A 23,256-nucleotide genomic window follows, 5' to 3' on the forward strand; every position below is an offset into this window, starting at 1 on the left:
CTTATTCCCCTTTCGCCGCTGCGGCAGGGGATTTCATGCGGCTTTCCGAATCCAGGAGGAAATTTCCCGACACCACGATCCTCTCTCCAGGTACGAGGCCTTTGATGATTTCGACCATGCCGCCCATGCGCCAGCCCGTTTCCACCTTTCGCGGCTCGAATGTGCCTTCCCCTTTTGCCACGAATACGGTTTTTTTGAGGCCCGAATCGAGAACCGCGTCAGCAGGAACGGTCGTTGCCGGGGGGAGGGTAACCGGCAGCTCCACGTCGACGAACATATCCTGCCTCAGGAGGAAGCCGGGGTTATCCGTCTCAAGTCGCACCTTCAGGGTGCGCGAACCTGAATCGAACTGGGGCAGGACGTGGCTCACCCGGGCACGAAAGGACTTGTTGAGCCCGGGATGGACAACCCTCGCCTGGAGGCCCGGCGTGAAATAACGTGATTCGTTCTCGAAGATATCGGCTAAGACCCACACGTGACTGAGGTCAGCAATCCGGTAAAGCTCGGTCCCCCTCTGAAAGCGCTCGCCTTCACTGATATTTCTCAAGAGCACGAATCCCGACTGGGGCGCCCTGATCTCCACATTTCCCGAACCCTGCCGGGTACGCATGATCTCATCGAGCTGGTGCTCGGTCATTCCCAGATTGCGCAGGGCGTTCCGGTAATTTTCGATATTCGCGTCCGTCGTGTCCGTCTGCTCCTTGCCTTCATTGTTTTTCTGGAACCTCTCCAGGGACCTGATCCCGTAGAGATAGGCCTTCATCGCCGAGAAAAACTCCGGCGCATAGAAGGTCGCCAGAAGCTGATCGCGGCGCACGATGCTGCCGGTCGTGACGGGCAGGACCTTCCGGACCCATCCGTCGGTGGCCGCATTGATCCGGTAGATGCGCGTCTCGTCGGGGGCCACCCTTCCCAGCACGCGGAGTGTATCGCTCCCGGCAGTTTTGCGCGCAACCGCGAGCTTTACGCCCATGAGCTGCTGCTTCTCCACGCTTATATTGACGGCGCCGTCCCGTGGGGGGGTTTCTCTTCCTAGGGACGATCCTTTTACCCTTTCATCGTCCGCGGTGACCGACCCGGTGAAGGCGGAGCTGCCGGGATCGGCGTGGAGAGAGAGTTTTCCCCCATCCGATGCCGCCCTTCCTTCCGTTTCGTAATGGTTCCACCAGAAACCCATGAAAAATGAAGCGGCCAGGGCAATAGAAAGAGAAAAGAGAAAGAGATATCTTTTCATGGCCGATATTAACCCCCTTCCTGGAATTGAGCGCTCCCTTTACATCTCGTGACGAGATACGCGAACCCGGCACTCCTAGGCCAAGCAAGATTGGAGTGTCGGGTTCACTTCCCGGTTTGCCGGGATGTTTTACGTGACTACCAGCGCGTGCATCATGTCATGCTCCTCGTGTTCCAGGATATGGCAGTGCCACACGTATTCATTGCCGCCCGTCCTCGGGCTCGCAGGGGGCTGTCCGTCCTTTATGGGCAACTGAATGCAGCCCTTGGCGCCCTTCGCTTTTGTAGAAACAGGCCTGAGCTTCTTATCCACGATCACCGGCAGCTCGAACTTCATAATCACACGGGTCACCGTGCCTGGATACATGGGCACCGTCTCTTTCCATCCTACCTCGTTCGCGAGAGGAGGGATGATATCGCCCGAAGGGACATACGGGTATGAGAGGGGATCGAATTTCTGCCGGTTGATGACCTGGACGTTTACCAGGTGGAAGTGCATGGGATGGACGTCGCCCGTGGTGTTGTAGATCTCCCATACCTCCGTGTCGTCGTGGTGGACGCTTTCGACGGAGGCCCCGACCGTAGTCTTCGAGCCCGGGGGCAGGCCGTAATTCAGATAAGTAGCGGCGGCATCATAGGGCGAGCCGAAGGGATCGTGGGCGTTGCCGAGGATCTGAATGAGACGGCCGAATTCGTCAAAATACTCATTGAGGCTTAAGAACCGCTTGGTGAAGGGCAGAATGGAATCGTTGGTAAATCCCCACGTGGGGAGTAAAGTCGGGTCGATGCCCGCGGCAAGGTTGGTGGACGTGTTGATTGCAAGAGGCTTGTCCGCCTGGCCCGATGCCGCCACCACACTGAACCGCATGAGCACCCGTGTATTGGGTCCGAAACCGGGTTGGGTGAGTCCATTGACCGGGTTGCCGAGCCCGAAGGCGCCGGGTGGGTTGCCGTTCTGTCCCTGGGTATTCCATCCCGGGAAATAGTCGTTGCGGTCATCGCCGCTCGGGAAGGGCGACGGCGCGTCGTTGTAGAGGATAACCTTTGTCCCCGGTGAAACGGTGCGGAAATCGACGATCAGGTCCGGCCTTTCCGCCGGCCCCACGATCAACGACTTTTGGATCTGGGACGGGTCGAGAGAGGCTCCTCCCCCAAGAAATTCAGGGTCTGTGATGAGGAAAGGAGTGTTGCTCGGCACCTCTTTGGGTGATGCCAGGAACCCTCCTTCCGTGCCGATCTGGAGCCAGGTCGGACGGGTGGTAGCGCCGTTCACGAAGGGCGTGTTTCTCGGATTGCCAAAATTTACGTTATTGGGATCGGTCTCCAGGGTGATCCCGTTCGGGCTGCCGTCGTCGATGTAGAGCTGGAGGTTGAGGAAGCGGGCATTACAGGCATTGAGCAGCCGGAGCCGGTACCGCCGGGCCTGGACCGTGGCCTCCGGGAAAGTGGTGCCGTTCACGAGCATGGTGTCGCCGAAGAATTCGGGGATTGCCGAGGGGTCGGGAAGGGGCAAGCCCCCGGGGCCCAGATCCCACCTGCCACTGCCGTCAATCTGGTTCGGTTCATACGTGTGGGCATACCAGAGGCTGCCCGGATTTCGGGTCACCGACTGAAGGTTAAGTCCGCCCACCCACTTGGGGTCTTTGGTCTTGATATCGGGTCCCACGAAGATCTTGTCCTGGATCACGATGGGGAGTTCGTTGCCCCCTGCCTCGATGTAATTCGGAAGCCCGCTATCGATGAGGCCCGCCTCGAACCCGTCGCGGACGAGCATTCCCGAGGCCACTCCGGCGTATGCATTGAGTCTCGTAATGCCGAAGGCGTGGTCGTGGTACCACATGAAACGGGCGCTCTGGTTCATGGGATAATAGTATTCGGCAGACCCCGGAAGATGTATGGGATTGAGCACCTGGTTATTGAGGAAGCTCAGCCCGTGATCGCCCAGGGGTCCGAACCAGTCGAAGGGGCCGCCGTCGCTGATCCACGGGACGAGGCCTCCGTGAAGGTGGACGGCCGTCCGGTTTACCGCCTGGTTCGCGCCCGGGAGAGTCGTGTCGACGGGGATGATGTGCTTGTTCGCGAAAAGGAGGAGGTTCTGGAAGCTGATCTGGATGGGCACCTGTTTGTCGTTCGCCACACCGGGGGAACGGCCCTTCGCAATGATGATCCCGCTCAAGTGGGTAGGCTTGATGTTTCCTCCCAGGCCCTTGATAGGCGCGTATCCCCACAGGCTTGTGGGGCCGAGGCCCGTCGTTTTGGGTACGATCTGGTCCTGAAACTGAATGATCCCGATGTTGTAATGGGTTACCCCGGTCACGGGCGCAGGCATGGCGCCCGGCAAGGCGACCGGAATCCCTCCCGGGCCGGCGCCGCGCAATGCGGTCTTGAAGAGGGGAATCCCCGGGCTTTGATAGAAGGCAAGCGCTCCGCGCACGTTGCCCCTGAAGGGAATGGAAGGCAAAGCCAGACCCACCCCTCCTATAACCGCGCCTTTCAAAAATTGCCGTCTTGAAATCCTCATCCTTTTACCTCCTTTTGGACTGGTCCTTCTCGCGCAATTCCTGTCCCCTTCCCGCGGCCCTAGGGTCTTTTCTCCGTACTCGCAGGCTAGCCGGCGGACAAGGGAAAGCCATTGGCTTCTCATGCCGGTGCAGAATACACAAGTGCAAGACTCTGACGGGGTCTCTCCGTCAAAATGTGTCCGGCCGATATCAGGCATCATGTCTCGCGACACCCGAGACCCGGCATACTATGGTTTATATAGACTGAAAAATATCGCTCCCTCCTCGGAGAATTCCGTGATGCGGCACAGAGCGGTATCATGGAGGAATATAGTCAATTAATTTTCTGAAGTAAGTCCCAGAGTAGTCATTTTTTATGTACCCTTTTGAACGCGGAGGAAGTCGCCTTTTTGGCGACAAGGCCGGAGAATTGATTTCATCACACGGGCGGATTATTGAATGACGGCAACAATCCAACGGCGGGGCTAAAGGAGGGATCCTTTAGGGGTCGGAATCGGGTGCCTTTTCGACCACATTATTGCGCGGCGAAGGAATGCCCTTTTCCGCGCCTCAAAGAAGGTACATGGAGAGACGACGGGCATGACGGAAGGGCGCCTATTCATCCCGATCGGAAATCCCGTCCGGGAGGAGGAAGCTCCCCGCACCCTATTTGCCGTACTTTCAGGCCCCGGGAGCTATTTTTTACTTTCGCCCCCAATAGGCGCCTTATTCCAGGCCATAGGTTCCCTATGACATCCCCGTTGACACAATATTTCGTTATCGTGCCCTTTGACGGATTAGCCACTTTACCGTAATGGGGAAGATGGAGGCGCCGCTGAAGGAGAAGCGCCTGGTCAATGTAATGCCGAGAGGCGCGGTTAAGGCGCTTCATGACGGAGTTGCACGCCGAAAAAGAGTGAAAGGGATGGATGTAAAAGGTTTGGCAACCTGTGCGAAGAGGCAGGGATACAGGAATTTGCCTTGAGGTGCGGCCGCCCAAAAACAGGGGCCGAAGGGGCGACTTTTTGCCCTCATGCCCCAGGGGAACGAAAAAAGGGCTACGCCAACCCGAAGGTCACATCTTTTCTCCCTTCCACACTATCTTGGCTTCCGTAAGGTTCTCTTCTCTCTCTTCAAGATCCTTCGGCCGCGTTTCACTATACACAAGCTCATCAGGGAGCTCAAGCTCCAGATGGGTACATCCGTACGTCAACTTCGGCCTCTCACCTCTTATGTACCTTGCCGCAGTACAAATCTGAGAGTGCCTGCCGATGTAAATAGGACACTCCCTGCACAGCCTGCCTGAAAACGGACAAGCGCCTGAACCTTTAGTCATCTGTTCACTCCATTTTTAAGATATTTTGTCTGTCTGAGCACTACGCCGGAACACTTCGGTTGATGGGATCTCGTTCCTGTTTTTACCGGTGCTTTGTCCATACGGAACCGATACTCTCATCAAAAAGCGCGTCCGGACATCCAAAACCACTAAGACATTCCGCTAAAGTATACCATGTCTATAGACCAGATATCAACAGACAGAATCTCAAAGGTTAGTTCCTCATGCAACGCCGCGAAATCGTCTGCAGCGCGATATTCACCGGGCCCGGGTCGGGGAGATCGGTAATCCTCTCCTCAACGTGCGTCGGGAACTCAAAAAGCGTGCCCCGCGAGAGCGCACCATGGAGCGTCGAAAAGAGAAAGCGAAAGAGCGTGAAGCCGGGACAGGGCAGGCTCGGTCCTTCGCCCCATAAAGAAACCCCCCGACTAAGGGGATTAGCCGAGGGGCAATCCAAAGCATCCAACGAAAATGAGGGGGATTCGCAGGACAATCACAATATAAGACCCCACCCGAGGCTTTACAACCGGCAGTGACTATTGGTGTGGATCGAGCCCACCGAGTCGGCGAAGATAACCGAGATGACAAAAGCAGTGAGAGCACTTACAGTTTATACATGACCCACGAATTGCATTACCAGGAAAGCTCACTTTTCCATACGTTTAGATCCCATGGGGAAATTCCGTGTTCTATCAATCTATTAGATTGATAGACATCTAAGCGGGGAATAGGGGCGCCCGTTTTGCCACCGTAACTCCTTCGGCTCCGGGCATTACGGCCCAAAAAGAGAGAAAAAAATGACCGACGAAAGATTTTCCGAAGAAAGCCGAAACTCGAACATACCCAAAGAAGACAGCAATTTGCCTGTCACCTTCGACCCCTTAAAAACTTATCTTTCAGAGATTTCGAAATATCCGGTGATGGCGAGGGAAGAAGAGTATGAGATTTCCGTGCTCATGTTCGAGAATCAGGACCAGGATGCAGCCCAGGCACTCGTCACGGCGAATCTCAGGCTTGTGGTGAAAATTGCACTGGAATATTATTCCACTTATCTTAATCTCCTCGACCTCATTCAGGAAGGGAACATAGGAATCCTTCGTGCGGTGAAGAAATATAACCCATATAAAGGCACAAAATTTTCAAGTTATGCATCCTTTTGGATCAGGGCCTACATATTGAAATATATCATGGATTCATGGAGCATGGTCAAGGTAGGCACGACCCAAGGCCAAAGGAAGCTTTTTTTTAACCTGAAAAAGGAATCGAGTAGGCTCGAGGCCCTCGGCATATCTCCCGATTCAAGCGTGATCGCCATTTCCCTCGAGGTGAAGGAAAAAGAGGTGGAAGAGATGAAACAAAGAATCGCCTGTGGCGATCTTTCCCTTGAGACGCCTTCTCATGACGAAGGCGATGACACCATTATGGATACATTGAGAAGCGATGATGATATCCTGGAAATAGTGAGCCGGAAAGAGGAGACAGAGATGCTCTCAATCAAAATCGTCGCCTTTAGGAAGACCTTGAACTACAGGGCGGTTTTCATTCTTGATCACCGTATTATTACGGAGGACCCCAAGACTCTCCAGCAGATCGGCACTATCTTCAACATCTCCCGGGAGCGGGTGCGGCAGGTGGAAAATAATCTCCGCAAGAGTTTGAAAGAATATTTCACCGCCCCCCTCCTGGGTGTAACCTCTTGAGAAACCTTTTCACTGCCTCGACGCCGCCGGCAGATACCCCGATCACTGGGCCCGCCGTGCCTGGTCTATTCATTATCCTTCCTTTCTTCCATCCCCACTGTCCCGTCCCCGGCTAGGGTCCGGTATTTTTCCTCGCTCCTTTTCAGTTCATCATCCGTGCGGGCGCGCTCGATCACGTCCGCGGTCAGGCGGGCCAGCACATCGAGGCGTTGCAGCGTCCCCTCTTCGGATTTGTGCGGGCTTCTGAAAAAGACGGAGAAGACGCCGATAACTCGGCCTGCCCGCTCTTTAACGGGAGTGGAGACGAGGGCCCGGATGCCCGCCCCGCGCATGATCTCCGCAGGCGCCCCTTCAGGAAGGGGTTCGGCGGCCACGTCCTCGACGACCATCCGCGTGCCTCGCGGGATGATGCTTCCGCAAGCATCGTTCTCCCTTCCGGCCCCGTCACACAGCTCGGTCCATCGCCGGCCGGAGCCGCGCTGCGCCCTCACCTCCAGGGCGCCCGAGGCAGGGTTCAGAAGCTGGATGTTTCCCATGTCGGCCCCGGCAATGGCAACGGCCGTTTCCACGATCTTGTCGAGCACCGGCTGGAGATCGCCTTCATGCACGAAGACGGCCCCGACTTCACTTTGGAGCTTCATGGCCCCGAGGTCCGCGGCCAACCTCTCCTGGGCCGTCTTTCGATCCGAAATGTCGATGGCCGTGCCGACCCACTCGACGATATCGCCCTCTTTATTCAACAGGGGGACGGCCCGCGAGAAGGTCCAGCCCACGCTGCCGTCGACGCGCAGCACGCGGTGCTCGAGCTCGAAAATCCCTTTCGTCCGGACCGCTTCCTCGATCTTCGCCCGCACCCGGGGCTGCTCCTCGGGAGGAATGTATCTATGGAGCCAGTTAGGGCTCGGGGAGTTGGTGACGGGTATGAAATCGCGGCTCTGGAGGTAGCGCATTTCGCTCCAGTCCGGGCCCATGCGATAGACCGCATCGGAGCTTGCGAGCACCAGCGCCCGGTAGAGAGATTCGCTCTTGCCGAGCGCCTCCTGCGCCTGTTTCAGGGCGGTGATGTCCACGAAGGTGATGACCGCGCCCTCGATCACGTTGTCGAGGGTCCGGTAAGGCATGATCCGCATTTCGTACCAGGCGCCCGTCCCCGTCCGAACCTCCACTTCCTTGGGGACGAGGGTTTCCAGCACCTCTTTCGCATCTTCCGGAAGGTGGCTGTAATCGGCCAGGTTGGAGACGATGTGGCCCACCGGTCTCCCCACGTCGCTTTGGATCAGGTTGATGATGCGGGTGGCGGCGGGGGTGAACCGCAGGATCTTAAGCGCGTGATCCACGAAGACCGTCCCGATACCCGTGCCTGCGAGGAGATTGTTCATGTCGTTATTGGCCCTCGTCAGGTCGGTCACCTTCGTCTGAAGCTCGGCGTTGACCGTGGCCAGCTCCTCGTTGACCGACTGGAGCTCCTCCTTGGAAGTCTCCAGCTCCTCGTTGGTCGACTGGAGCTCCTCGTTCACCGACTGCATCTCCTCGTTCGAGGACTTGAGCTCCTCGTTGGCCGTTTCCAGCTGCTCGTTGGTGGACTGCAGGTGGTCTTCCTTGGCTTTCAGCTCCTGCTGAAGCGCGACGACGCGGGCATCCGTGTCTGTGCCTTCGGCATCAGGAACCGTGACCGGCGGGGGTTCGGGGGGCTGGGCATGCTCCAGGATCACGAGGAAGAGTGGCGCCTCGGCGCCGTCGGCCGCTCCGATTGCCACCGGGCGAACGGTGAGGTTGACGGACTCGAAGTCGCCGTTCGTCTTCACCTTCAGGTTGGAGTGGCGCACCGCCTTCCCGTCGGTTGCGGCCTTGTGAAGCGATGTGGCAAGGTCCCGTTTCAATCCCTCCCGGGCCATCTTGAGGATGTTGCTCACCCCTGCCTCCCCCTGCGCAGGCTCGAGGAACTGCCCGGTGCGGCCGTGGAGATAGAGGATGTCGCCACGGGCACTCACGAGGGCCGCAGCGGGAACGGTTTGCTGGAGAAGGGCCTGCTCCGTCAGCTCGCGCAGAGGCAGCTTCCCGGACGCTGCCGTTTTGCCCCTGACGGTTTCGGTATCCGCATTCATGGCCGCGAGAAACCGGCCCAGGGCCTGGCGCTGGGAACCGCGGAGGTCCTCCTTTCTCTGGTAGACCTTCTGCTTCCGGTCGATCACGTTGAAAAGATCGGTAAACTCCGATATGGTCTCCGAGGTCCCGAGAAAGAGGAAGCCCCCGGGATTCAGGGCATAATGGAACAGAGGTATGAGCTTCTTCTGAAGCTCCGCATCCATGTAAATGAGCATGTTGCGGCAGCTGATGAGATCTATTCTCGAGAATGGCGGGTCCCTGATCACGTCCTGCTCGGAGAAGATAAGCATGTCCCGGATCATTTTGTGGATCCGGTAGCTGGCGCCCTCCGGCTCGGCGGAAAAAAAGCGAGCAAGCCGCTCCGGTGAGATATCGGCGGCAACGCTCGCCGCGTAGATGCCGCTTCTTGCGTGGGCAACAGCCGCGACGTCGATATCGGTGGCAAAGACTTGGATCCTGAAGGCCCGCTTGAGCGCTTCCTGGTGCTCGGCCAGAAGGATGGCCAGCGAATAGGCCTCCTCGCCCGTGGCGCAGCCCGGCGACCAGACACGGATCACGCTCTCCGGGGTCTTGCCCGCAAAGAGCTTGGGTATGATTTTCTCCTCGAGGAGCTTGAAGGCCTCGGGGTCGCGGAAGAAACTGGTGACGCCGATAAGCAGGTCGCGGAAGAGGGCCTCCGTCTCCGACGGCGTACGCTGCATGAACTTGACATAGGCATCCATCGTCTCGATCTGGTGGACGGCCATCCGCCGCTCGATGCGGCGGTGTATGGTGTTTATCTTGTATTGAGAGAAATCGTGGCCCGTCTGGGACCGCACCAGAATAAATATCTTCTTGAGCGCGTTCTCCGACCTGATCTCCGGGGAGGGCCCCCGAGCGGAAGTCTTGCCGAAAGCCCGCGAGGCGTAGGCGATCAGCTGGGCGGCCATTTCAGCCGGGGGAAGCTCGTAATCGACTAGGCCCGTGGCGATGGCGCTCCTGGGCATGCCGTCATACTCGGTGGTTGCGGGCGCCTGGGCCATGACCATCCCCCCTTCGCCCTTGATGGCCCGTATGCCTAACGTGCCGTCGCTGCCGGTGCCCGAAAGGACGATGCCTATGGCCCGCTCCCGGAGGTCCTGCGCGAGGGAGCGAAAGAAGAAGTCGATGGGCAGCCGCTGCCCCCGGGGCGCGCTGGGCTCGAGGAGCTGCAGGTTGCCGCCGATAAAGGCCATGTCGCGGCCCGGGGGAATGATGTAGGCGCAATTGGGCTCGACCTTCATCCCGTCCCGCACTTCCAGGACCTGCATCCTGGTATAGCGTCGGATGAGCTCGGTGAGGATGCTCTTATGGTCCGGCGCGAGATGCTGGACGAGCACGAAGGCCATGCCCGGATCGGCGCCGGCAGGCATGCCGGAGAAAAAGGCCTCGAAGGCGGAAAGCCCGCCCGCGGACGCGCCTATGCCGACAATGGGAAAGCCCTTCTTCTCTTCCGCTCCTTCGGGTGTCTTTGCTTCCTTATCTTCCTGGGGATGTTCCTTGTTCTCGTCATTCATGCCTGTCTCCCCCCTTTCGGAAAGCTGCGCACCCTGAACAGGAGCGCGCCTTGTGCCGTCGGCCGCTCCCCGTGGGGCCGGTACTCCTCTGCCCAGGTGCAGTTGACCGCGATCTTATAAGCATCTTTGTATTCACCGTGTATCCTGTAGGAGGCACATCGATCGAGTCTTCCACTTCATGCTTACGTAAATTATACGACAGTGGATTTGACGACGCAAGGTGCGGTTGCGCAATGGGGAGATTTATTTTCAACCCCGGATTTATCGAATGTGGAGACACGCGCTGCACGGAAGGGGGCTTGGAGGTTTAAATAGCTCCCCGGGCGCTGCACTGAGCAAACTTCGGTCCCCTACACATTCAGATTTCTCATGATCCGACAAAAACCTTCCGAGAATCTCGGGTTCCGACAGGGCAAGGCCGGAATGGCCGCACGTTCGTTGACAATTCATGCACGGGTGCTTAAAAACTAAACTGACTATACAGTGGACTTTAGGCTCGACGAAAGGATGAATCCCGGCACCTCACGGGCATCAGTTCCGGCATATCTGACATTTTCAAGTAAGAAAGTAAAGAACCCAGGGAGGAAAACAATGAAAATCCTGATGGTGATGACCTCTCACGACACCCTCGGAAACACCGGCCGAAAGACCGGCTTTTGGCTGGAGGAGTTCGCTGCTCCCTATTATACCTTCCTCGACGCAGGCGCCGTAGTGACCGTTGCTTCACCCAAGGGGGGCGAGCCCCCGCTCGATCCTAAGAGCGATACCCCCGAAGGTCAAACTAATGCGACCACGCGCTTCAAGAAGGACCGGGCAACGCAGTCTGTGCTCGCCCACACGGTGAAGCTCGCCCAGGTCGTGGCCGATGACTACGACGCGATCTTCTATCCGGGCGGACACGGCCCAATGTGGGATATGCCCGACAACCCGACGTCCATCGCACTCATCGAGGCCTTCCTAAAAGCCGACAAGCCGGTCGGCGCGGTCTGTCACGCTCCGGTCGCCCTCGTGAACGTGCGCGGAAAGGACGGCAAGTATCTGGTAGAAGGCAGGCGGGTGACGGGGTTCACCAATGCTGAAGAAGAAGAGGTGGGCCTTACGGCCGTCGTTCCTTTCCTGCTGGAAGACCGGTTAAAAGAGCGTGGAGGCGTCTTCAGTAAGGCCGTGAATTGGGCCCCCTACGTCCAGGTCGACGGCACACTGGTGACCGGCCAAAATCCGGCTTCTTCGGGACCCGCGGCATTGGAGCTGATGAAACTGCTTGGCTCTGCCTGACCGTGTGACGGTTGCCCATCGAGCCGACTGTCACGGCTGAGAACTTTTCCGTACGCAGGAGGCGCATCATGGATCCTATCGTGACCACATGGACCGCTGCCCCGGGTTTGTCGCCTTTCGCATTCGGGGAGCTATTCCCGGAGGATATCACCTGGGTCTCTTTCCCGGCATTTCCCGATTCGGTCAGGTTATCGGTCCTGGTCGGCGATATCAGCAAGCCTTCTCCCTATCTGATCCGCGTCAAGGTGCCGGCGGGTGTGAAACTGATGCCCCATGCGCACCCCGAAGACCGCATTTACACGGTCATTTCGGGCCTGTTTTACATCGGCCTCGGGAAAACATTCGATCCGGATGAACTGAAAATGTACCCACCGGGAAGCGTGATCGTGCTGCCGGGGAATACGGCCCACTTTCACTGGGCAAAGTCGGGGGAATATGTCAGTCAAATCACCGGGACGGGCCCCCTCGGCATCAACTACATCGATTCCCGGGATGATCCGAGAAAGCAGTGAATTAAGATGGGAACTTAAAATCTTGTACGCAAGACTTTCCTGCACCGGCCGATGACGGGCGCACACAAAAAAGGGGTTAGATTTCTCTAACCCCTTAATCATTGAGATCAATATATGGCTCCCCGGGCAGGACTCGAACCTGCAACCTACTGGTTAACAGCCAGTCGCTACTGCCGATTGAGCTACCGAGGAACGTATGTAGCGGTGTAGCGGTAAAAAGTAAACCATATGATCGGCCTCGTGTCAAGGATTTTCCCGCGGGCCTGCTTCCAATAAAGAAGTCTTCCCCGGGGCACCGTGGGGATACCCGGAAGTTTATTGATATTTTTCCGGAAAGGTACTATGATGGCCTTAAAGAGCGACAATTGAACGCCTTGAGGGTGGAGGGCCTATGAGCGTGGGCATTGTACGGCATGACATTTACCTGGAGCACGTGAATGACGACTACCATCCGGAAAGCCCTTCCAGGCTGGAGCACATCTATGCGGCCCTCGATGAGATGGGGGGAGAAAAGCTTACCAGCCTTGCCCCGCGGGCTGCGACGATCGACGAGATCGCCCTCGTCCACGAGCCGGCCTATGTAAAGATTGTGGCAAATACCGAGGGCCGGGCCCATACGCGTCTCGATCCTGACACTGCCGCCTCCGCACGATCGTATGAAGCAGCGGTGATGGCGGTAGGCGGGGTCCTGGAGCTTCTCGATGCGATCGAGCGGGGGGAGGTGGAATCCGGTTTTGCCCTGGTCCGTCCTCCCGGCCACCATGCGGAGAGGTCGAAGGCCATGGGGTTCTGCCTCTTCAATAATATCGCGGTGGGGGCCCGATATCTCCAGAAGACGTACGGTCTCAAGCGTATCCTCATCGTCGATTTCGATCTCCACCACGGCAACGGGACCCAGCACAGCTTCTACCGCGATCCGGAGATCCTCTACTTCTCCACTCACCAGTATCCCTATTATCCCGGCACGGGGAGTATCCGTGAGACGGGTGAAGGGGAGGGCGCGGGTTTTACGGTGAACGTGCCCCTTTCCTACGGCATGGGCGACGATGATTACGAGTACGTCTTCAGGCGGCTTCTTGCCCCCCTGGCGGACAGGTTCCATCCCGAGATCGTCCTCGTCTCCGCGGGGTTCGATACCTATTATAACGATCCCCTGGGAGGCATGGCGGTCACGGAATACGGCTTTGCCGCCATGACCCGAGCACTCCTCGATATTGCCGAGGAGCATTGCAGGGGCAAGATCGCCTATGTGCTTGAAGGGGGATACGATGTAAGGGGTCTGGCCGCGTCGGTGAAAGCGGTGATTATGGAGCTGAAACGGGAGCCGATCCGCGGCCCCCACAGAGACCTCAGTGCGTCGAGGGAAGTCATTGAAGTGGTCGAAAAGGTGAAGGGCGTCCTAAAGCCCTTCTGGGGAGAGCTTTAGGACTATCTTTTCCAGATCATATCTTTGAGTTCTTTGCCGACTTTAAAATAGGGGAGTTTCTTTGGTTCCACGTTTACCACGTCGCCGCTTTTGGGATTGCGTCCCTTGTATGCTTTGTACTGGCGGAGCGAAAAGTTTCCGAACCCCCTGATCTCCACTCTCTTTCCTTCAACGATTGCCGATTTTATAGTCTCCAGGATATTGTCCACCGCGATTTTGGCGATCTTCTGGTTCAGCTTCAGGTCTTCCGCGAGTTTGTTGATGATGTCCGTTTTGTTCATTACCGGTACCTCCTATTGATTTTCCATTACATAGTGAAACGCGTTTTTGAATATTCCCAGGCCGTCTCCCTCTTCGCTCAGCTTCTCACGGGTCCAACGGGGATGCTGGGTGAAGGTGACGTAGGCTTCCGGGTGGGGCATGAGTCCGAAGATCCTCCCCGTGGAATCGCAGATGCCCGCGACGGCTTTCTCCGAGCCGTTGGGATTATCGGGATATCGGGAAGTGACTTCCCCTTTCTCGTCCACGTACTGCAGGGCGATATGGCCTTTTTTTTCGGCCCGGACAGAGTCGCCCGAGGCTGCGAAGATAAACTTTCCTTCTCCATGTCTTACCGGGAGATAGATCGTCTCCATACCCCGGGTGAAGATGCATTTGGAATCAGGGTTTGCTTTGAGGAGGACCCACCGGTCCTCGAACTTGCCCGAGTCATTAAAGGTAAGGGTCACGGTTTGGGGGCCGTAATCGCCGTCAAAGCCCGGGAGGAGTCCTGTTTTGACGAGAAGCTGAAAGCCGTTGCATATCCCGAGAATGATCTTGCCCTCGTTCACGAATTTTATCGCTTCATCGATAAATCTCTTTCCGGAGGAGCCGATCTTCTGGTATTTCCATCGCACCGCCTGGGCCTTCGCGGCGCCGAGGTCGTCTCCGTCCAGGAAGCCGCCGGGAAGGTTGAGAAAGGAATACTTGTGAATGACCCGGGGGTCTTCCATCAGGGCGTTGATATGGAGAAGCTCCGCATCGAAGCCCGTCAGCTTGTGGGCGTGGGCCGTCTCGTACTCGCAGTTTATTCCGTTGCCGAACAATATCAGACTTTTTGGTTTTTTCTTCATCATCATGTGGCGTAGCTGTGCAAACCGGACAGGATAAAATTTACTCCAAAATACGTAAAAATGACACTTAAAAATCCGATTATAGAGACCATGGCAATCCTTTTACCTTTCCAGCCCTTTACCACCCGTGCGTGGAGATAGAGGGCGTAAACTATCCACGTAATGAGGGACCACGTTTCCTTGGGGTCCCAGCTCCAGTAGCTGCCCCAGGCATAGTGGGCCCATACGGCACCAGTAAGTATACCAGCACTCAGCATAGGAAATCCAACAATAATGCTTCGATAATTAATTTCATCGAGGTTTTCACGCGGAGCCGCCCCGCCCCGTCCCTTCACCAGGTAGAGGAGAGCGGCGATAAAGGAGATGGCAAAGGCCGCATAGGCGAGAAAACAGGTAATCACATGAATATGGAGCCAGTTGCTCTGCAGGGCCGGGACCAGGGGTTGTATCGTCTTCTGGACGGAAGGGGAGAGAGAGGCGTACCCCATAAAAAAGAGGGAGACGAGAGAGGCGAGGGCGGGAATCAGAGGGATGGTGAGACGCTTCCTCATCACCGCCGTGATGAAGGCGACGCACCACGCATAGAAGATGAGGGACTCGTAAAAATTGGAAAGAGGTGCGTGGCCCATGCCCATCCGGTACGATTCGGCCCATCGTGCCGCCAGTCCCGCGGTGTGGAGGGCGAGAGTTGTGTAGAGGGCGGTCCACGCAACGATTTCAATCCTCTTTTTCCGGAAGGCGAAAAAGAGGATGTGAACGAAGAAGATGAGGAGATAGAGAAGGGTGACGACGCCGAAAATATTATGACTCATTGCCCGAAACCTTTGCTTTCAGGCGCATGAAATCCTCCCTGAAAGGCTCTTTCCTCTTTGGCGCGATCCCTGCCACTATAAGACCGGATGACGTGCTCCTCACGTAGATCCTCCTGTAATACACAAAGAAGTTGACATAGAGCCCGAAGAGCATAAGGGCAAAACCCGTCCAGACGAGCCACACGCCCGGGTCCTTCGATATTTCGAGGCCCGTAAAATATTCTTCCCTGATGTCGTCGAGTCGCATGGTTACCCCGGCAAGCTCTTTTTCTCTCAGGTTCTCCACGTCTCTTAAAAACCACGAAGTTCTGGGCCTGCCGTCGTCGAGGTATGCCACGAGGACCCCGGGACCGAAATTATGGACCTTGTTCTCGAACCTGACCACCATGAGAAGGAGGCCGTCCTTCTTGAAAGTCTCCCGTTCCTTCAGGACAACACGTTCGCCCCCGATGCGGAAGGAGAAGGACGGTTTCTGCCCGTACGAGGACTGATAGACGTGAATGCCTTTATAGTAAAGGGGATCGTTGACCCGTATCTCCTTTTCCATTATTTTTTTCCCCTTGTCGATCACCTGAATACGGCTCACGTAATCCCTGGGCTCGCCTCCGGGATAAAAGGATACCTTGAAATCGTCGCATTTAAGCGAAAAGCCGAGGCTCCGCTCAACAGGCCTTTCCCCCCGCAAGGTCGCCCGGTCAGCCGTCTCGCCCTTCATGAGGACCATGTATCCCCTGTATCCGAAGAGGGCGCCCACCAATCCTCCGAGGACGATGAAGATGATGCTTGCGTGGATCATGAAGACCCCGTAACGGGACCATCTGCCTTTCTCGTAGACCGACCCTCCCGTCTCATTGCTCACAAGGCGGTAAGAGCGGCCGAGGGCCTGCTCCGCATCGTTGCGGCTCTTACCCGGGGCTTCGAAGTGCATCTCCATGCGTCTCATGGCCGGCTCGTCCGGAATGCCTGCGGCCACGGCTCCCGTTCGGATGAAACGGGAGAACCGGCCCGCGGTGCAGAGAATGAGGTTTATCATGAAAAGCACGATGAGAAAATAAAACCAGGCAGAGTGGTATGCGTCGTCGAGACTGAAGAATTTTATGAACTTTACCGTACTTGCAGAGTAGACGGAAAGATACTCCTCCATCGGGGCCCCCTGCTTTATCACCGTTCCGAGGACGGACCCGGCGGCGATCAGGGCGAGGAGGAATATGGTGAATTTTACCGAAGATAAGAACCGGTAAACCCCGTTCAGGAGCCCTTTCCCCAGGCCCCCGTTACTATCCTCAGACTTACCGTCGATTATTTTTTGTGACATTCATTACATTTTACGGGTGCGCTCACGCCCTTCCTGACGCTTTCCTTGTGACAAGTCTGGCATTGCTTGTGAAACGCATCCTTTGCCGTGGGAGCGCCGTCTTTCGCCTCCTTGAGCATGTGGCATTTCACGCAGCTCACGTAGGCTTTTCCCGCCAACTCTTTATGGTGGCAGGTCTTGCAGGCGATCTTCGCCTTATCTACATGGGTGGGATGAGAGAACGGCACGGGCGCCATCTTTGCCCCTTCGATTTTAATGGGCGCCGTATCGGCGGGTGCAGTCTGGGCCGACGCGGCATGATAGGCGCAAAAGACTAAAAGGGAGGCCACCAGCAGCATCAGAAAATTAAGGGTTTTAGTTTTCATATCATACCTCGACGAGATATTTTCCCTCATGTTACAAAAACTTCGCTGTAATGTCAAGGTATTAAGAGATTGGAAGAAGGCGGGGCCCGCTACTACCGGAGGCGACGGAATAGACTTCCCGCCTGTCCCGGACCCTCGTGGAGGCATCCGGATTGAGTTGACATGGATAATGAAACACGACAGAATAGGGAGACTTCACGAAATAATATAAAAGGGGGAGCCATGGAAGATCGAGCCGGTGTTCCCGGCGGGGGAGAGAAATTCGTATCGAGTATTCTGCTGGACATCATCCTGTGGATCATAACCTGCGGCATCTATGGCCTCTTCTGGACGGCCCGGCAGATGAAGGCGGTAAACTACCTCCTCGGCCGGGAGAAATTCAGTTTCCTGAAGTGGCTGCTCTTTTGCCTCATTACCTGCGGCATCTATCATATCTTCTATGAATATTCGATGGCCCAATCCCTGGTGGAAGTCCAGGGCAGGCTGGGGAGGCCCGTGGCATCGAGCCTTCCGGTGATCAGCGTGATACTCTCCGTGATAGGACTCTATATCGTGGCGGATGCCATCCAGCAAGACGAGATTAACAGGCTTTTCGGCAGGTGAAGAGGAGAGAGCATTGAAAGTTCGGGAGATGGAGTCGATCGATCCGGGGCATGGGGCCTTCTCTTCGAGGGAAGAAGGGGCAGAAAATTATTGCCTGAAAAAGTACCTGCTCCCCCGAAAAATGGCGATAGCCTTTCTTGCGGGTCTCGGGAGCATCTCCCTCCTTTATCTCCTCGGGGCGCTCCCCCTCCTTCATGCGGCCATGTCTTCCCTTTCATTCTGCCCTTTCCGGCTCCTTACGCACCTGGACTGCCCCGGGTGCGGAATGACGCGGTCACTGATGGCCCTCGCCTCGGGCGATCCGTGGAGGGCGGCCTGTCTCCATCCCTTCTCCTTCTTTCTTATTTTTGTGGTATGTCTCAGCCTTATGCCCGCGCCATGGCTCAGGAGGGCGCCCCGGCGAACGGCCGGATTGCTCGTCGGGTTTTATATGGCGACGCTTGTGGCCGTGGTCGTCTACTGGATTGTGTTCAAGGTCCTGGAGCTCCAATTTTGAAGTCGAGCGCCCCTTCTATCTTTTTCTGAGCCGTTCCAATGGAACGGGCGCATTCACGGGGTACATCGGTTCCACCAGGGTCCACCACCCGGCCTTTTGATATTGCGAAAACTCCATGCGGCAGACGAATTTGATATTTTTGTACGCCAGATCGAAGGGAGCGATCACCCGGCAGGGCGCCCCATGGTCATGGGTAAGGGGTTTTCCGTCCTGTCCGAAGGCGAGGAGACACTCCTTTTTCGGGTCAACCAGGTCTTTGATTGCAAAAGATTCGATGTAGTGGTCCTGCCCGAAAGGCTGACTGCCGGTCGATCCGAGAGAATGGAATGTCACGTAGGCGACCCCATCCGTGAGCTTCACCTTTTTTAGCAGCTCCTGGAATCTTATCCCCTTCCATTCCACATCCTGTATCGACCACCCTTCGACGCAGTGGAAATCGGAAATCTGCGAGACCTGGGGCATGGCCTGAAGCTCCGCGTAGGAGAGGCGTATCGGTTTCTCCACGAGACCGTCAAGGAGCAGCGCGAAAGGCTCCCTTGATTTCGTCTCTTTCCAGTATATTGTTCCCGTACCGGCATCGAAGGCGAAGGTATCCCTCTCGACGGTCCTTACGGGGAAGGTGCGCAGGAAAAACGCTCTAAGGGATGACGGGATGGCAAGGATCGCAGGCGCCACCGCCAGGGCGGCAAGAAAGAGGCGCCTCGTGAAGCCGCCGGCTTTCCCGCTCCCGGAGCCGTCGGTTCCGGCAGGCGCGGTTATTGACATCTACTTTACCTTATAACCCGCTGCCTCGATGGCGGCCACGATATCTTCTTTCTTCACCCGGGTCTCATCGTAATGCACCTTTGCGGCGCCTATGGTTACCTCTGAATCCGCGATGCCGCCCAATGTCTTCAGGGCCTTGTCCACCTGCATGACGCAGTGCTGACAGCTCATCCCCTCGATGCTGATTATGGTCTCCTCCATGGTTGGTCTCCCTTCTATTTTAATGTAATAGTATAAGTACCGGCGGACTTTAACACAAGGAGCCGTCCGGGGGCGCGGTCTCCTCGATGACCCATGCCCTGTAGCCCGGCAGGGCATTATCGATCATCGTGGCGGTTATCTCGGGCAGCTCGTAGGGATGAAGCTTTTTTATGACCCCCTCAATCCTATCGTAATGGGATCTCCTGCTTTTGAGCACGCAGAGCCACTCCTCGGCCTCTTCCAGATTGCCCTTCCACCAATAGATGCTTTGTATGGGACCATTGATCTGGGCGCAGGCCGCAAGCCTTTCCCCGACCAGCCGCCTTCCGATCGTCTCCGCCGTCTCTCTGGCAGCGGCAGTGAAGGTGATCTGTATAATCTCTTCCATAGGGACCCCTTTTTTTGTTACAATAGATTTATCTTGAAATTATAGCTAATTTCATATATTTTTTCTATTCTACGACAGGAGCGGGCATGTTTCAGGTAAAGGACGGAGTTTCAATTATATTAGCAAGCGAATCCACGAGACGGATTGATATATTAAGGAGTCTGGGCATCTCTTTTTCGATCATCCCCCCTGATATAGACGAACGGAGAGAAAAAGATGAGACGCCAAGGGACTTTGTGCTGAGGATCTCTCTTGAGAAGGCGCAGAAGGTGGGCTCTCATTTTCCGGATAAATGGGTGATCGGGGCGGACACGATCGTCGTGAACAGGGGGAAGGTCCTCGGGAAGCCGAAGGACGACGCCGATGCCTTCAATATGCTGAAATCGCTCCGGAATAAATGGCACAAGGTGATGACGGGCTATTGCGTCCTCAACGTATCGAAAAGTATCATGTACCGCGATGCGGTCGAGACGAGGGTTTTCGTGAGAGACCTTTCCGATGAGGAAATCATCAAGTATATCCGGACCTCCGAACCCCTCGGGAAGGCAGGCTCCTATGCCGTCCAGGGTAAGGGCGGCTACATGGTAAAAGAGATAAAAGGCTCCTATTCGAACGTGGTGGGCCTTCCCATCTGCGAGGTGGCAGAGGTCCTCCTCTCCCTGGGCGTTCTTTCGTGATGGATATCGAGGATATAATAAGCTCTGTAAAGAGTCGCATTGCGGCCTCCGCGTTGAAATCCGGCAGGTCGGGGTCCGAAGTATTGCTCATAGGCGTGACGAAAAGGGTGGACCGGGAGCGGATCAGAGAGGCCGCCAGGGCGGGCATAACCGATTTCGGAGAGAACTACATCCAGGAAGCCAGGAAAAAGATAGAGGGATTTGAAGAAAAGGTACGCTGGCACATGATAGGTCATCTGCAGACGAACAAACTGAAATATATACCGGGACTCTTCTCCTTCGTCCATTCCATCGACCGGTGGGAGCTTGCGGAAGGGCTCGACAAATACGGCACGCCCATAGAGATACTCTTCGAGATCAACCTCTCGGGTGAGGCTTCCAAGCAGGGAACGGACGAAGAGGGCTTGAGACGCATGCTGGAGCGGTCCCACGCCCTTGCCCACGTGAAGCCGGCAGGACTCATGACCATGGCGCCATATGTAGCCGATCCTGAAGAGGTGCGGGGCCTGTTCGCATCCTTACGGGAGATGCTCGGGCGGGCGAACAGGGAATTCGGACTCGGGATGAAAGAACTCTCCATGGGCATGTCCTCTGATTTCGAGGTGGCCGTCGAGGAGGGCGCCACCATGGTAAGAGTGGGTACCGCGCTCTTCGGAGAGAGAATATGAAGGCCTGGGGCGGCAGGTTCAAAGGGGAGACGAACCCCCTCATGGAGCGCTACAGCGCTTCCATCGATTTCGATTGGGTCCTGTACAAGTATGATATAGAAGGGAGCAAGGCCCATGCGGCCATGCTCCATAAAATAGGCATCCTTACGGAGGAGGAGAAATCCTCCCTGGTCCGCGGCCTCGACGAGATAAAAGAGGAGATCGAAGAGGGGCGCTTCGCCTTCTCGGCATCGCAGGAAGATATCCACATGCATATCGAGGCGCGCCTCATTGAAAAGACGGGTGACGCGGGCAAGAAGCTTCACACGGGCAGAAGCAGGAACGACCAGGTGGCGCTCGACGTGCGCCTTTACCTGAAGGATGAGCTGGCGCAGATAGAGCGCGCCCTCCACGGGCTTCTCAAGGCACTTGTGAAGAAGGGGGAAAAGGAGAAAGAGGCCTTCATGCCCGGCTACACTCATATGCAGAGGGCCCAGGCGGTGCCTTTCAGCCATTACCTCCTCTCCTACTATTATATGTTTAAAAGGGACAGGGAGCGCCTGAAAAGGGTTATGGAGGCGATCGACGTGCTGCCCCTGGGCGCGGGGGCGCTCGCGGGATCGACCATACCCCTCGATCGGGAATTCGTAAGACGTGAGCTGGGATTTGCAAAGATCTCCGAGAATAGTATGGATACGGTGGCCGACAGGGATTTTATCCTCGATGCCCTATTTGCCGTGACCATGATCATGACCCACCTCTCGCGGATATCGGAAGACCTGATCATCTATTCCACGGAGGAATTTAACTTCATCGCCCTTCCCGACGAGCTCTGCACAGGAAGCAGCCTCATGCCCCACAAGAAGAACCCCGATGCCCTCGAACTGACGAGGGGCAAGACTTCCCGGGTGATTGCCGACCTCTTCGCCCTTTTTACCCTGATGAAGGGTCTTCCCATGACATACAACCGGGACCTCCAGGAGGACAAGGAGCCCCTTTTCCACGCGGTGAGTACCGTACGCGACGGCCTCGCAATCATGACCCTCTGCGTGCGGGGGGTGGAATTGAACCGGAAAAGAATGGAGGAGGCGGTGCGGCAAAGTTTCATGCCCGCCGTGGAGGTTGCGGAATACCTTACCGTGAGGGGTGTGCCTTTCAGGGAGGCCCACGGGATCGCCGGCGCCATGGTGAGGGACTGCGAGGAAAAGGGGAAGACCTTTTCCGAAATGAAGCTGGAAGAGATGAAAGGCTTCTCTGTGGTTTTTGAAACGGATATTTTTGACTATATAGACCCCGTACGGATCCTGAAGAACAGGCGGACGAAAGGAGCGGCTTCTTTTGTCGAAGTGGAGAGCCAACTTGACGCGGAAAAAATATATCTTACTCTTTAGTGTTCTCGTGCTCCTCCTGTGCGGGGGATGCGGCAAGAAGGGCTTTCCCACGCCCGAAAGGCTCCCTGTGCCGGGCGGCATACACGACCTGGCAGGAGAGGTGAAAGACGGCGTCCTCTTCCTGTCTTTTACCATGCCCCTGAAGGACCGGACAGGGGTAGAGCTCAAAGAGCGGTGGGGATTTCAGGTACTCAAGAGCTGCGGAAGCTGCATGGAAGGCTTCGAGCCGTGGCGGGACATTATACTGGAAGAGAACCAGGGTTATACCGTCGCCAACGGTAAGCTCATTATCTTTGACGACGACCTGAGAAAGGGATATCAATACTCCTACCGTGTCCGCCCTGTGACCAGAATGGGATCCTACGGAGAAGGGTCGAATGTATTCACCATTACATGGCAAATCCCTCCCGACCCACCGTCGAAGGTGACGGTGAAGGGAGGCGACGGAAGGGTGGAGCTCTCCTGGACCAGGGAAGATAACCTTCTCTATAACGTATACCGGCTCCAGGAGAAGGTCTATCCCCTGTTCCCGGTAAATGCCGCCCCCCTGTCCACGCCCGCCTTTGATGACGCGGGATTGGAGAACGGAAAGACATACCGGTACGAGGTAAGGTCTTTGGCGATGAAGGCAGGTTTCAAATGGGAAGGCCGGGGGACGGAGGTCGCCGCGGCGACCATAGACAGGACGCCCCCGACGGCGCCTCTTGACGTAAAGACCGAGAAGAGGGGCAAAGGCGTTCTCGTCACATGGACTTCCAGCCCCGAAAAAGATGTTCTGGGGTATAATATATTCAGGATATCAGGCGGCGCACGGGCAAAGCTGAACCGGGAGCCGCTCGGGCAGAACAGGTTTCTCGACG

The 23,256-nt window shown here is 56.4% G+C and carries 22 protein-coding genes and 1 tRNA gene; 10 read left to right on the forward strand and 13 right to left on the reverse strand.

What is annotated here, in order from left to right:
• Nucleotide 1 precedes the first annotated feature (1 nt).
• From VGJ94_02290 to VGJ94_02300, 3 genes are all read right to left on the reverse strand, one after another.
• Complete coding sequence (locus VGJ94_02290; protein HEY3275423.1) at nucleotides 2–1,234, reverse strand: efflux RND transporter periplasmic adaptor subunit; 1,233 nt, start codon at nucleotides 1,232–1,234, stop codon at nucleotides 2–4.
• Between the two features lie 129 nt (nucleotides 1,235–1,363).
• Nucleotides 1,364–3,754, reverse strand: coding sequence for a multicopper oxidase domain-containing protein (locus tag VGJ94_02295; GenBank protein ID HEY3275424.1), 2,391 nt, complete (start codon nucleotides 3,752–3,754; stop codon nucleotides 1,364–1,366).
• A 1,055-nt stretch (nucleotides 3,755–4,809) separates the two neighbouring features.
• Nucleotides 4,810–4,947 (reverse strand): hypothetical protein, encoded by a 138-nt coding sequence (locus VGJ94_02300; GenBank protein HEY3275425.1) that lies wholly within the window; start codon nucleotides 4,945–4,947, stop codon nucleotides 4,810–4,812.
• 920 nt (nucleotides 4,948–5,867) lie between these two features.
• Between VGJ94_02300 and VGJ94_02305 the strand changes: the two genes are divergently transcribed.
• Nucleotides 5,868–6,770, forward strand: a complete 903-nt coding sequence (locus VGJ94_02305) for an RNA polymerase factor sigma-32 (protein HEY3275426.1) — start codon at nucleotides 5,868–5,870, stop codon at nucleotides 6,768–6,770.
• A 65-nt stretch (nucleotides 6,771–6,835) separates the two neighbouring features.
• Here VGJ94_02305 and VGJ94_02310 read toward each other — a convergent pair whose 3' ends face one another.
• On the reverse strand, nucleotides 6,836–10,411 hold the full coding sequence (locus VGJ94_02310; protein ID HEY3275427.1) for a chemotaxis protein CheB: 3,576 nt from the start codon (nucleotides 10,409–10,411) through the stop codon (nucleotides 6,836–6,838).
• Between the two features lie 591 nt (nucleotides 10,412–11,002).
• On the opposite strand from VGJ94_02310, the gene VGJ94_02315 reads away from it, so the two are divergent.
• Together VGJ94_02315 and VGJ94_02320 are read left to right on the forward strand one after the other, a co-directional pair.
• Nucleotides 11,003–11,686 (forward strand): type 1 glutamine amidotransferase domain-containing protein, encoded by a 684-nt coding sequence (locus VGJ94_02315; GenBank protein ID HEY3275428.1) that lies wholly within the window; start codon nucleotides 11,003–11,005, stop codon nucleotides 11,684–11,686.
• 68 nt (nucleotides 11,687–11,754) lie between these two features.
• The gene (locus tag VGJ94_02320) at nucleotides 11,755–12,198 is read left to right on the forward strand and encodes a cupin domain-containing protein (GenBank protein HEY3275429.1); all 444 of its coding nucleotides are present in this window, start codon (nucleotides 11,755–11,757) and stop codon (nucleotides 12,196–12,198) included.
• 115 nt (nucleotides 12,199–12,313) lie between these two features.
• Here VGJ94_02320 and VGJ94_02325 read toward each other — a convergent pair.
• Nucleotides 12,314–12,390, reverse strand: a tRNA-Asn gene (locus VGJ94_02325).
• A 199-nt stretch (nucleotides 12,391–12,589) separates the two neighbouring features.
• On the opposite strand from VGJ94_02325, the gene VGJ94_02330 reads away from it, so the two are divergent.
• Nucleotides 12,590–13,624: a histone deacetylase gene (locus tag VGJ94_02330; protein ID HEY3275430.1), complete on the forward strand. Its 1,035-nt coding sequence runs from the start codon at nucleotides 12,590–12,592 to the stop codon at nucleotides 13,622–13,624.
• A 2-nt stretch (nucleotides 13,625–13,626) separates the two neighbouring features.
• Here the strand turns inward: VGJ94_02330 and VGJ94_02335 are convergent, their stop codons facing one another.
• Genes VGJ94_02335 through VGJ94_02355 form a run of 5 tightly spaced genes read right to left on the reverse strand, consistent with a single transcriptional unit; the run spans nucleotide 13,627 to nucleotide 17,228 of the window.
• Nucleotides 13,627–13,905, reverse strand: coding sequence for an HU family DNA-binding protein (locus VGJ94_02335; protein ID HEY3275431.1), 279 nt, complete (start codon nucleotides 13,903–13,905; stop codon nucleotides 13,627–13,629).
• A gap of 12 nt (nucleotides 13,906–13,917) precedes the next feature.
• The gene (locus VGJ94_02340; protein HEY3275432.1) at nucleotides 13,918–14,742 is read right to left on the reverse strand and encodes a phosphoribosylformylglycinamidine synthase subunit PurQ; all 825 of its coding nucleotides are present in this window, start codon (nucleotides 14,740–14,742) and stop codon (nucleotides 13,918–13,920) included.
• On the reverse strand, nucleotides 14,739–15,548 hold the full coding sequence (locus VGJ94_02345; GenBank protein HEY3275433.1) for a cytochrome c biogenesis protein: 810 nt from the start codon (nucleotides 15,546–15,548) through the stop codon (nucleotides 14,739–14,741). Before VGJ94_02345 ends, VGJ94_02340 begins: the two co-directional genes overlap by 4 nt.
• Nucleotides 15,538–16,863 (reverse strand): cytochrome c biogenesis protein ResB, encoded by a 1,326-nt coding sequence (locus VGJ94_02350; protein ID HEY3275434.1) that lies wholly within the window; start codon nucleotides 16,861–16,863, stop codon nucleotides 15,538–15,540. Before VGJ94_02350 ends, VGJ94_02345 begins: the two co-directional genes overlap by 11 nt.
• The gene (locus VGJ94_02355) at nucleotides 16,848–17,228 is read right to left on the reverse strand and encodes a cytochrome c3 family protein (GenBank protein HEY3275435.1); all 381 of its coding nucleotides are present in this window, start codon (nucleotides 17,226–17,228) and stop codon (nucleotides 16,848–16,850) included. The genes VGJ94_02350 and VGJ94_02355 overlap by 16 nt, the downstream gene beginning before the upstream one ends.
• Nucleotides 17,229–17,450: 222 nt before the next feature.
• On the opposite strand from VGJ94_02355, the gene VGJ94_02360 reads away from it, so the two are divergent.
• Together VGJ94_02360 and VGJ94_02365 are read left to right on the forward strand one after the other, a co-directional pair.
• Nucleotides 17,451–17,831 (forward strand): DUF4234 domain-containing protein, encoded by a 381-nt coding sequence (locus tag VGJ94_02360; protein ID HEY3275436.1) that lies wholly within the window; start codon nucleotides 17,451–17,453, stop codon nucleotides 17,829–17,831.
• A gap of 13 nt (nucleotides 17,832–17,844) precedes the next feature.
• Nucleotides 17,845–18,327, forward strand: a complete 483-nt coding sequence (locus tag VGJ94_02365) for a DUF2752 domain-containing protein (GenBank protein ID HEY3275437.1) — start codon at nucleotides 17,845–17,847, stop codon at nucleotides 18,325–18,327.
• Nucleotides 18,328–18,342: 15 nt separating this feature from the next.
• Here VGJ94_02365 and VGJ94_02370 read toward each other — a convergent pair whose 3' ends face one another.
• Genes VGJ94_02370 through cutA form a run of 3 tightly spaced genes read right to left on the reverse strand, consistent with a single transcriptional unit; the run spans nucleotide 18,343 to nucleotide 19,681 of the window.
• Entirely contained in the window at nucleotides 18,343–19,092 is a 750-nt protein-coding gene (locus VGJ94_02370) for a molybdopterin-dependent oxidoreductase (protein ID HEY3275438.1), read from the reverse strand.
• Nucleotides 19,093–19,293 (reverse strand): cation transporter, encoded by a 201-nt coding sequence (locus VGJ94_02375; protein HEY3275439.1) that lies wholly within the window; start codon nucleotides 19,291–19,293, stop codon nucleotides 19,093–19,095.
• Between the two features lie 49 nt (nucleotides 19,294–19,342).
• Nucleotides 19,343–19,681, reverse strand: coding sequence for a divalent-cation tolerance protein CutA (gene cutA, locus VGJ94_02380; GenBank protein ID HEY3275440.1), 339 nt, complete (start codon nucleotides 19,679–19,681; stop codon nucleotides 19,343–19,345).
• 86 nt (nucleotides 19,682–19,767) lie between these two features.
• Here cutA and VGJ94_02385 point away from each other — a divergent pair, with 86 nt between their 5' ends.
• From VGJ94_02385 to VGJ94_02400, 4 genes are all read left to right on the forward strand, one after another.
• Nucleotides 19,768–20,358, forward strand: a complete 591-nt coding sequence (locus VGJ94_02385) for a nucleoside triphosphate pyrophosphatase (protein HEY3275441.1) — start codon at nucleotides 19,768–19,770, stop codon at nucleotides 20,356–20,358.
• Nucleotides 20,358–21,026 (forward strand): YggS family pyridoxal phosphate-dependent enzyme, encoded by a 669-nt coding sequence (locus VGJ94_02390; protein HEY3275442.1) that lies wholly within the window; start codon nucleotides 20,358–20,360, stop codon nucleotides 21,024–21,026. Before VGJ94_02385 ends, VGJ94_02390 begins: the two co-directional genes overlap by 1 nt.
• Nucleotides 21,023–22,396: an argininosuccinate lyase gene (argH, locus tag VGJ94_02395; GenBank protein ID HEY3275443.1), complete on the forward strand. Its 1,374-nt coding sequence runs from the start codon at nucleotides 21,023–21,025 to the stop codon at nucleotides 22,394–22,396. The genes VGJ94_02390 and argH overlap by 4 nt, the downstream gene beginning before the upstream one ends.
• Nucleotides 22,365–23,256: fibronectin type III domain-containing protein (locus VGJ94_02400; protein HEY3275444.1), on the forward strand; the 892-nt coding region annotated here is incomplete at its 3' end. The genes argH and VGJ94_02400, both read left to right, overlap by 32 nt.

It is taken from the genome of Syntrophorhabdaceae bacterium (assembly GCA_036504895.1).
GTDB lineage: Bacteria > Desulfobacterota > Syntrophorhabdia > Syntrophorhabdales > Syntrophorhabdaceae > PNOM01.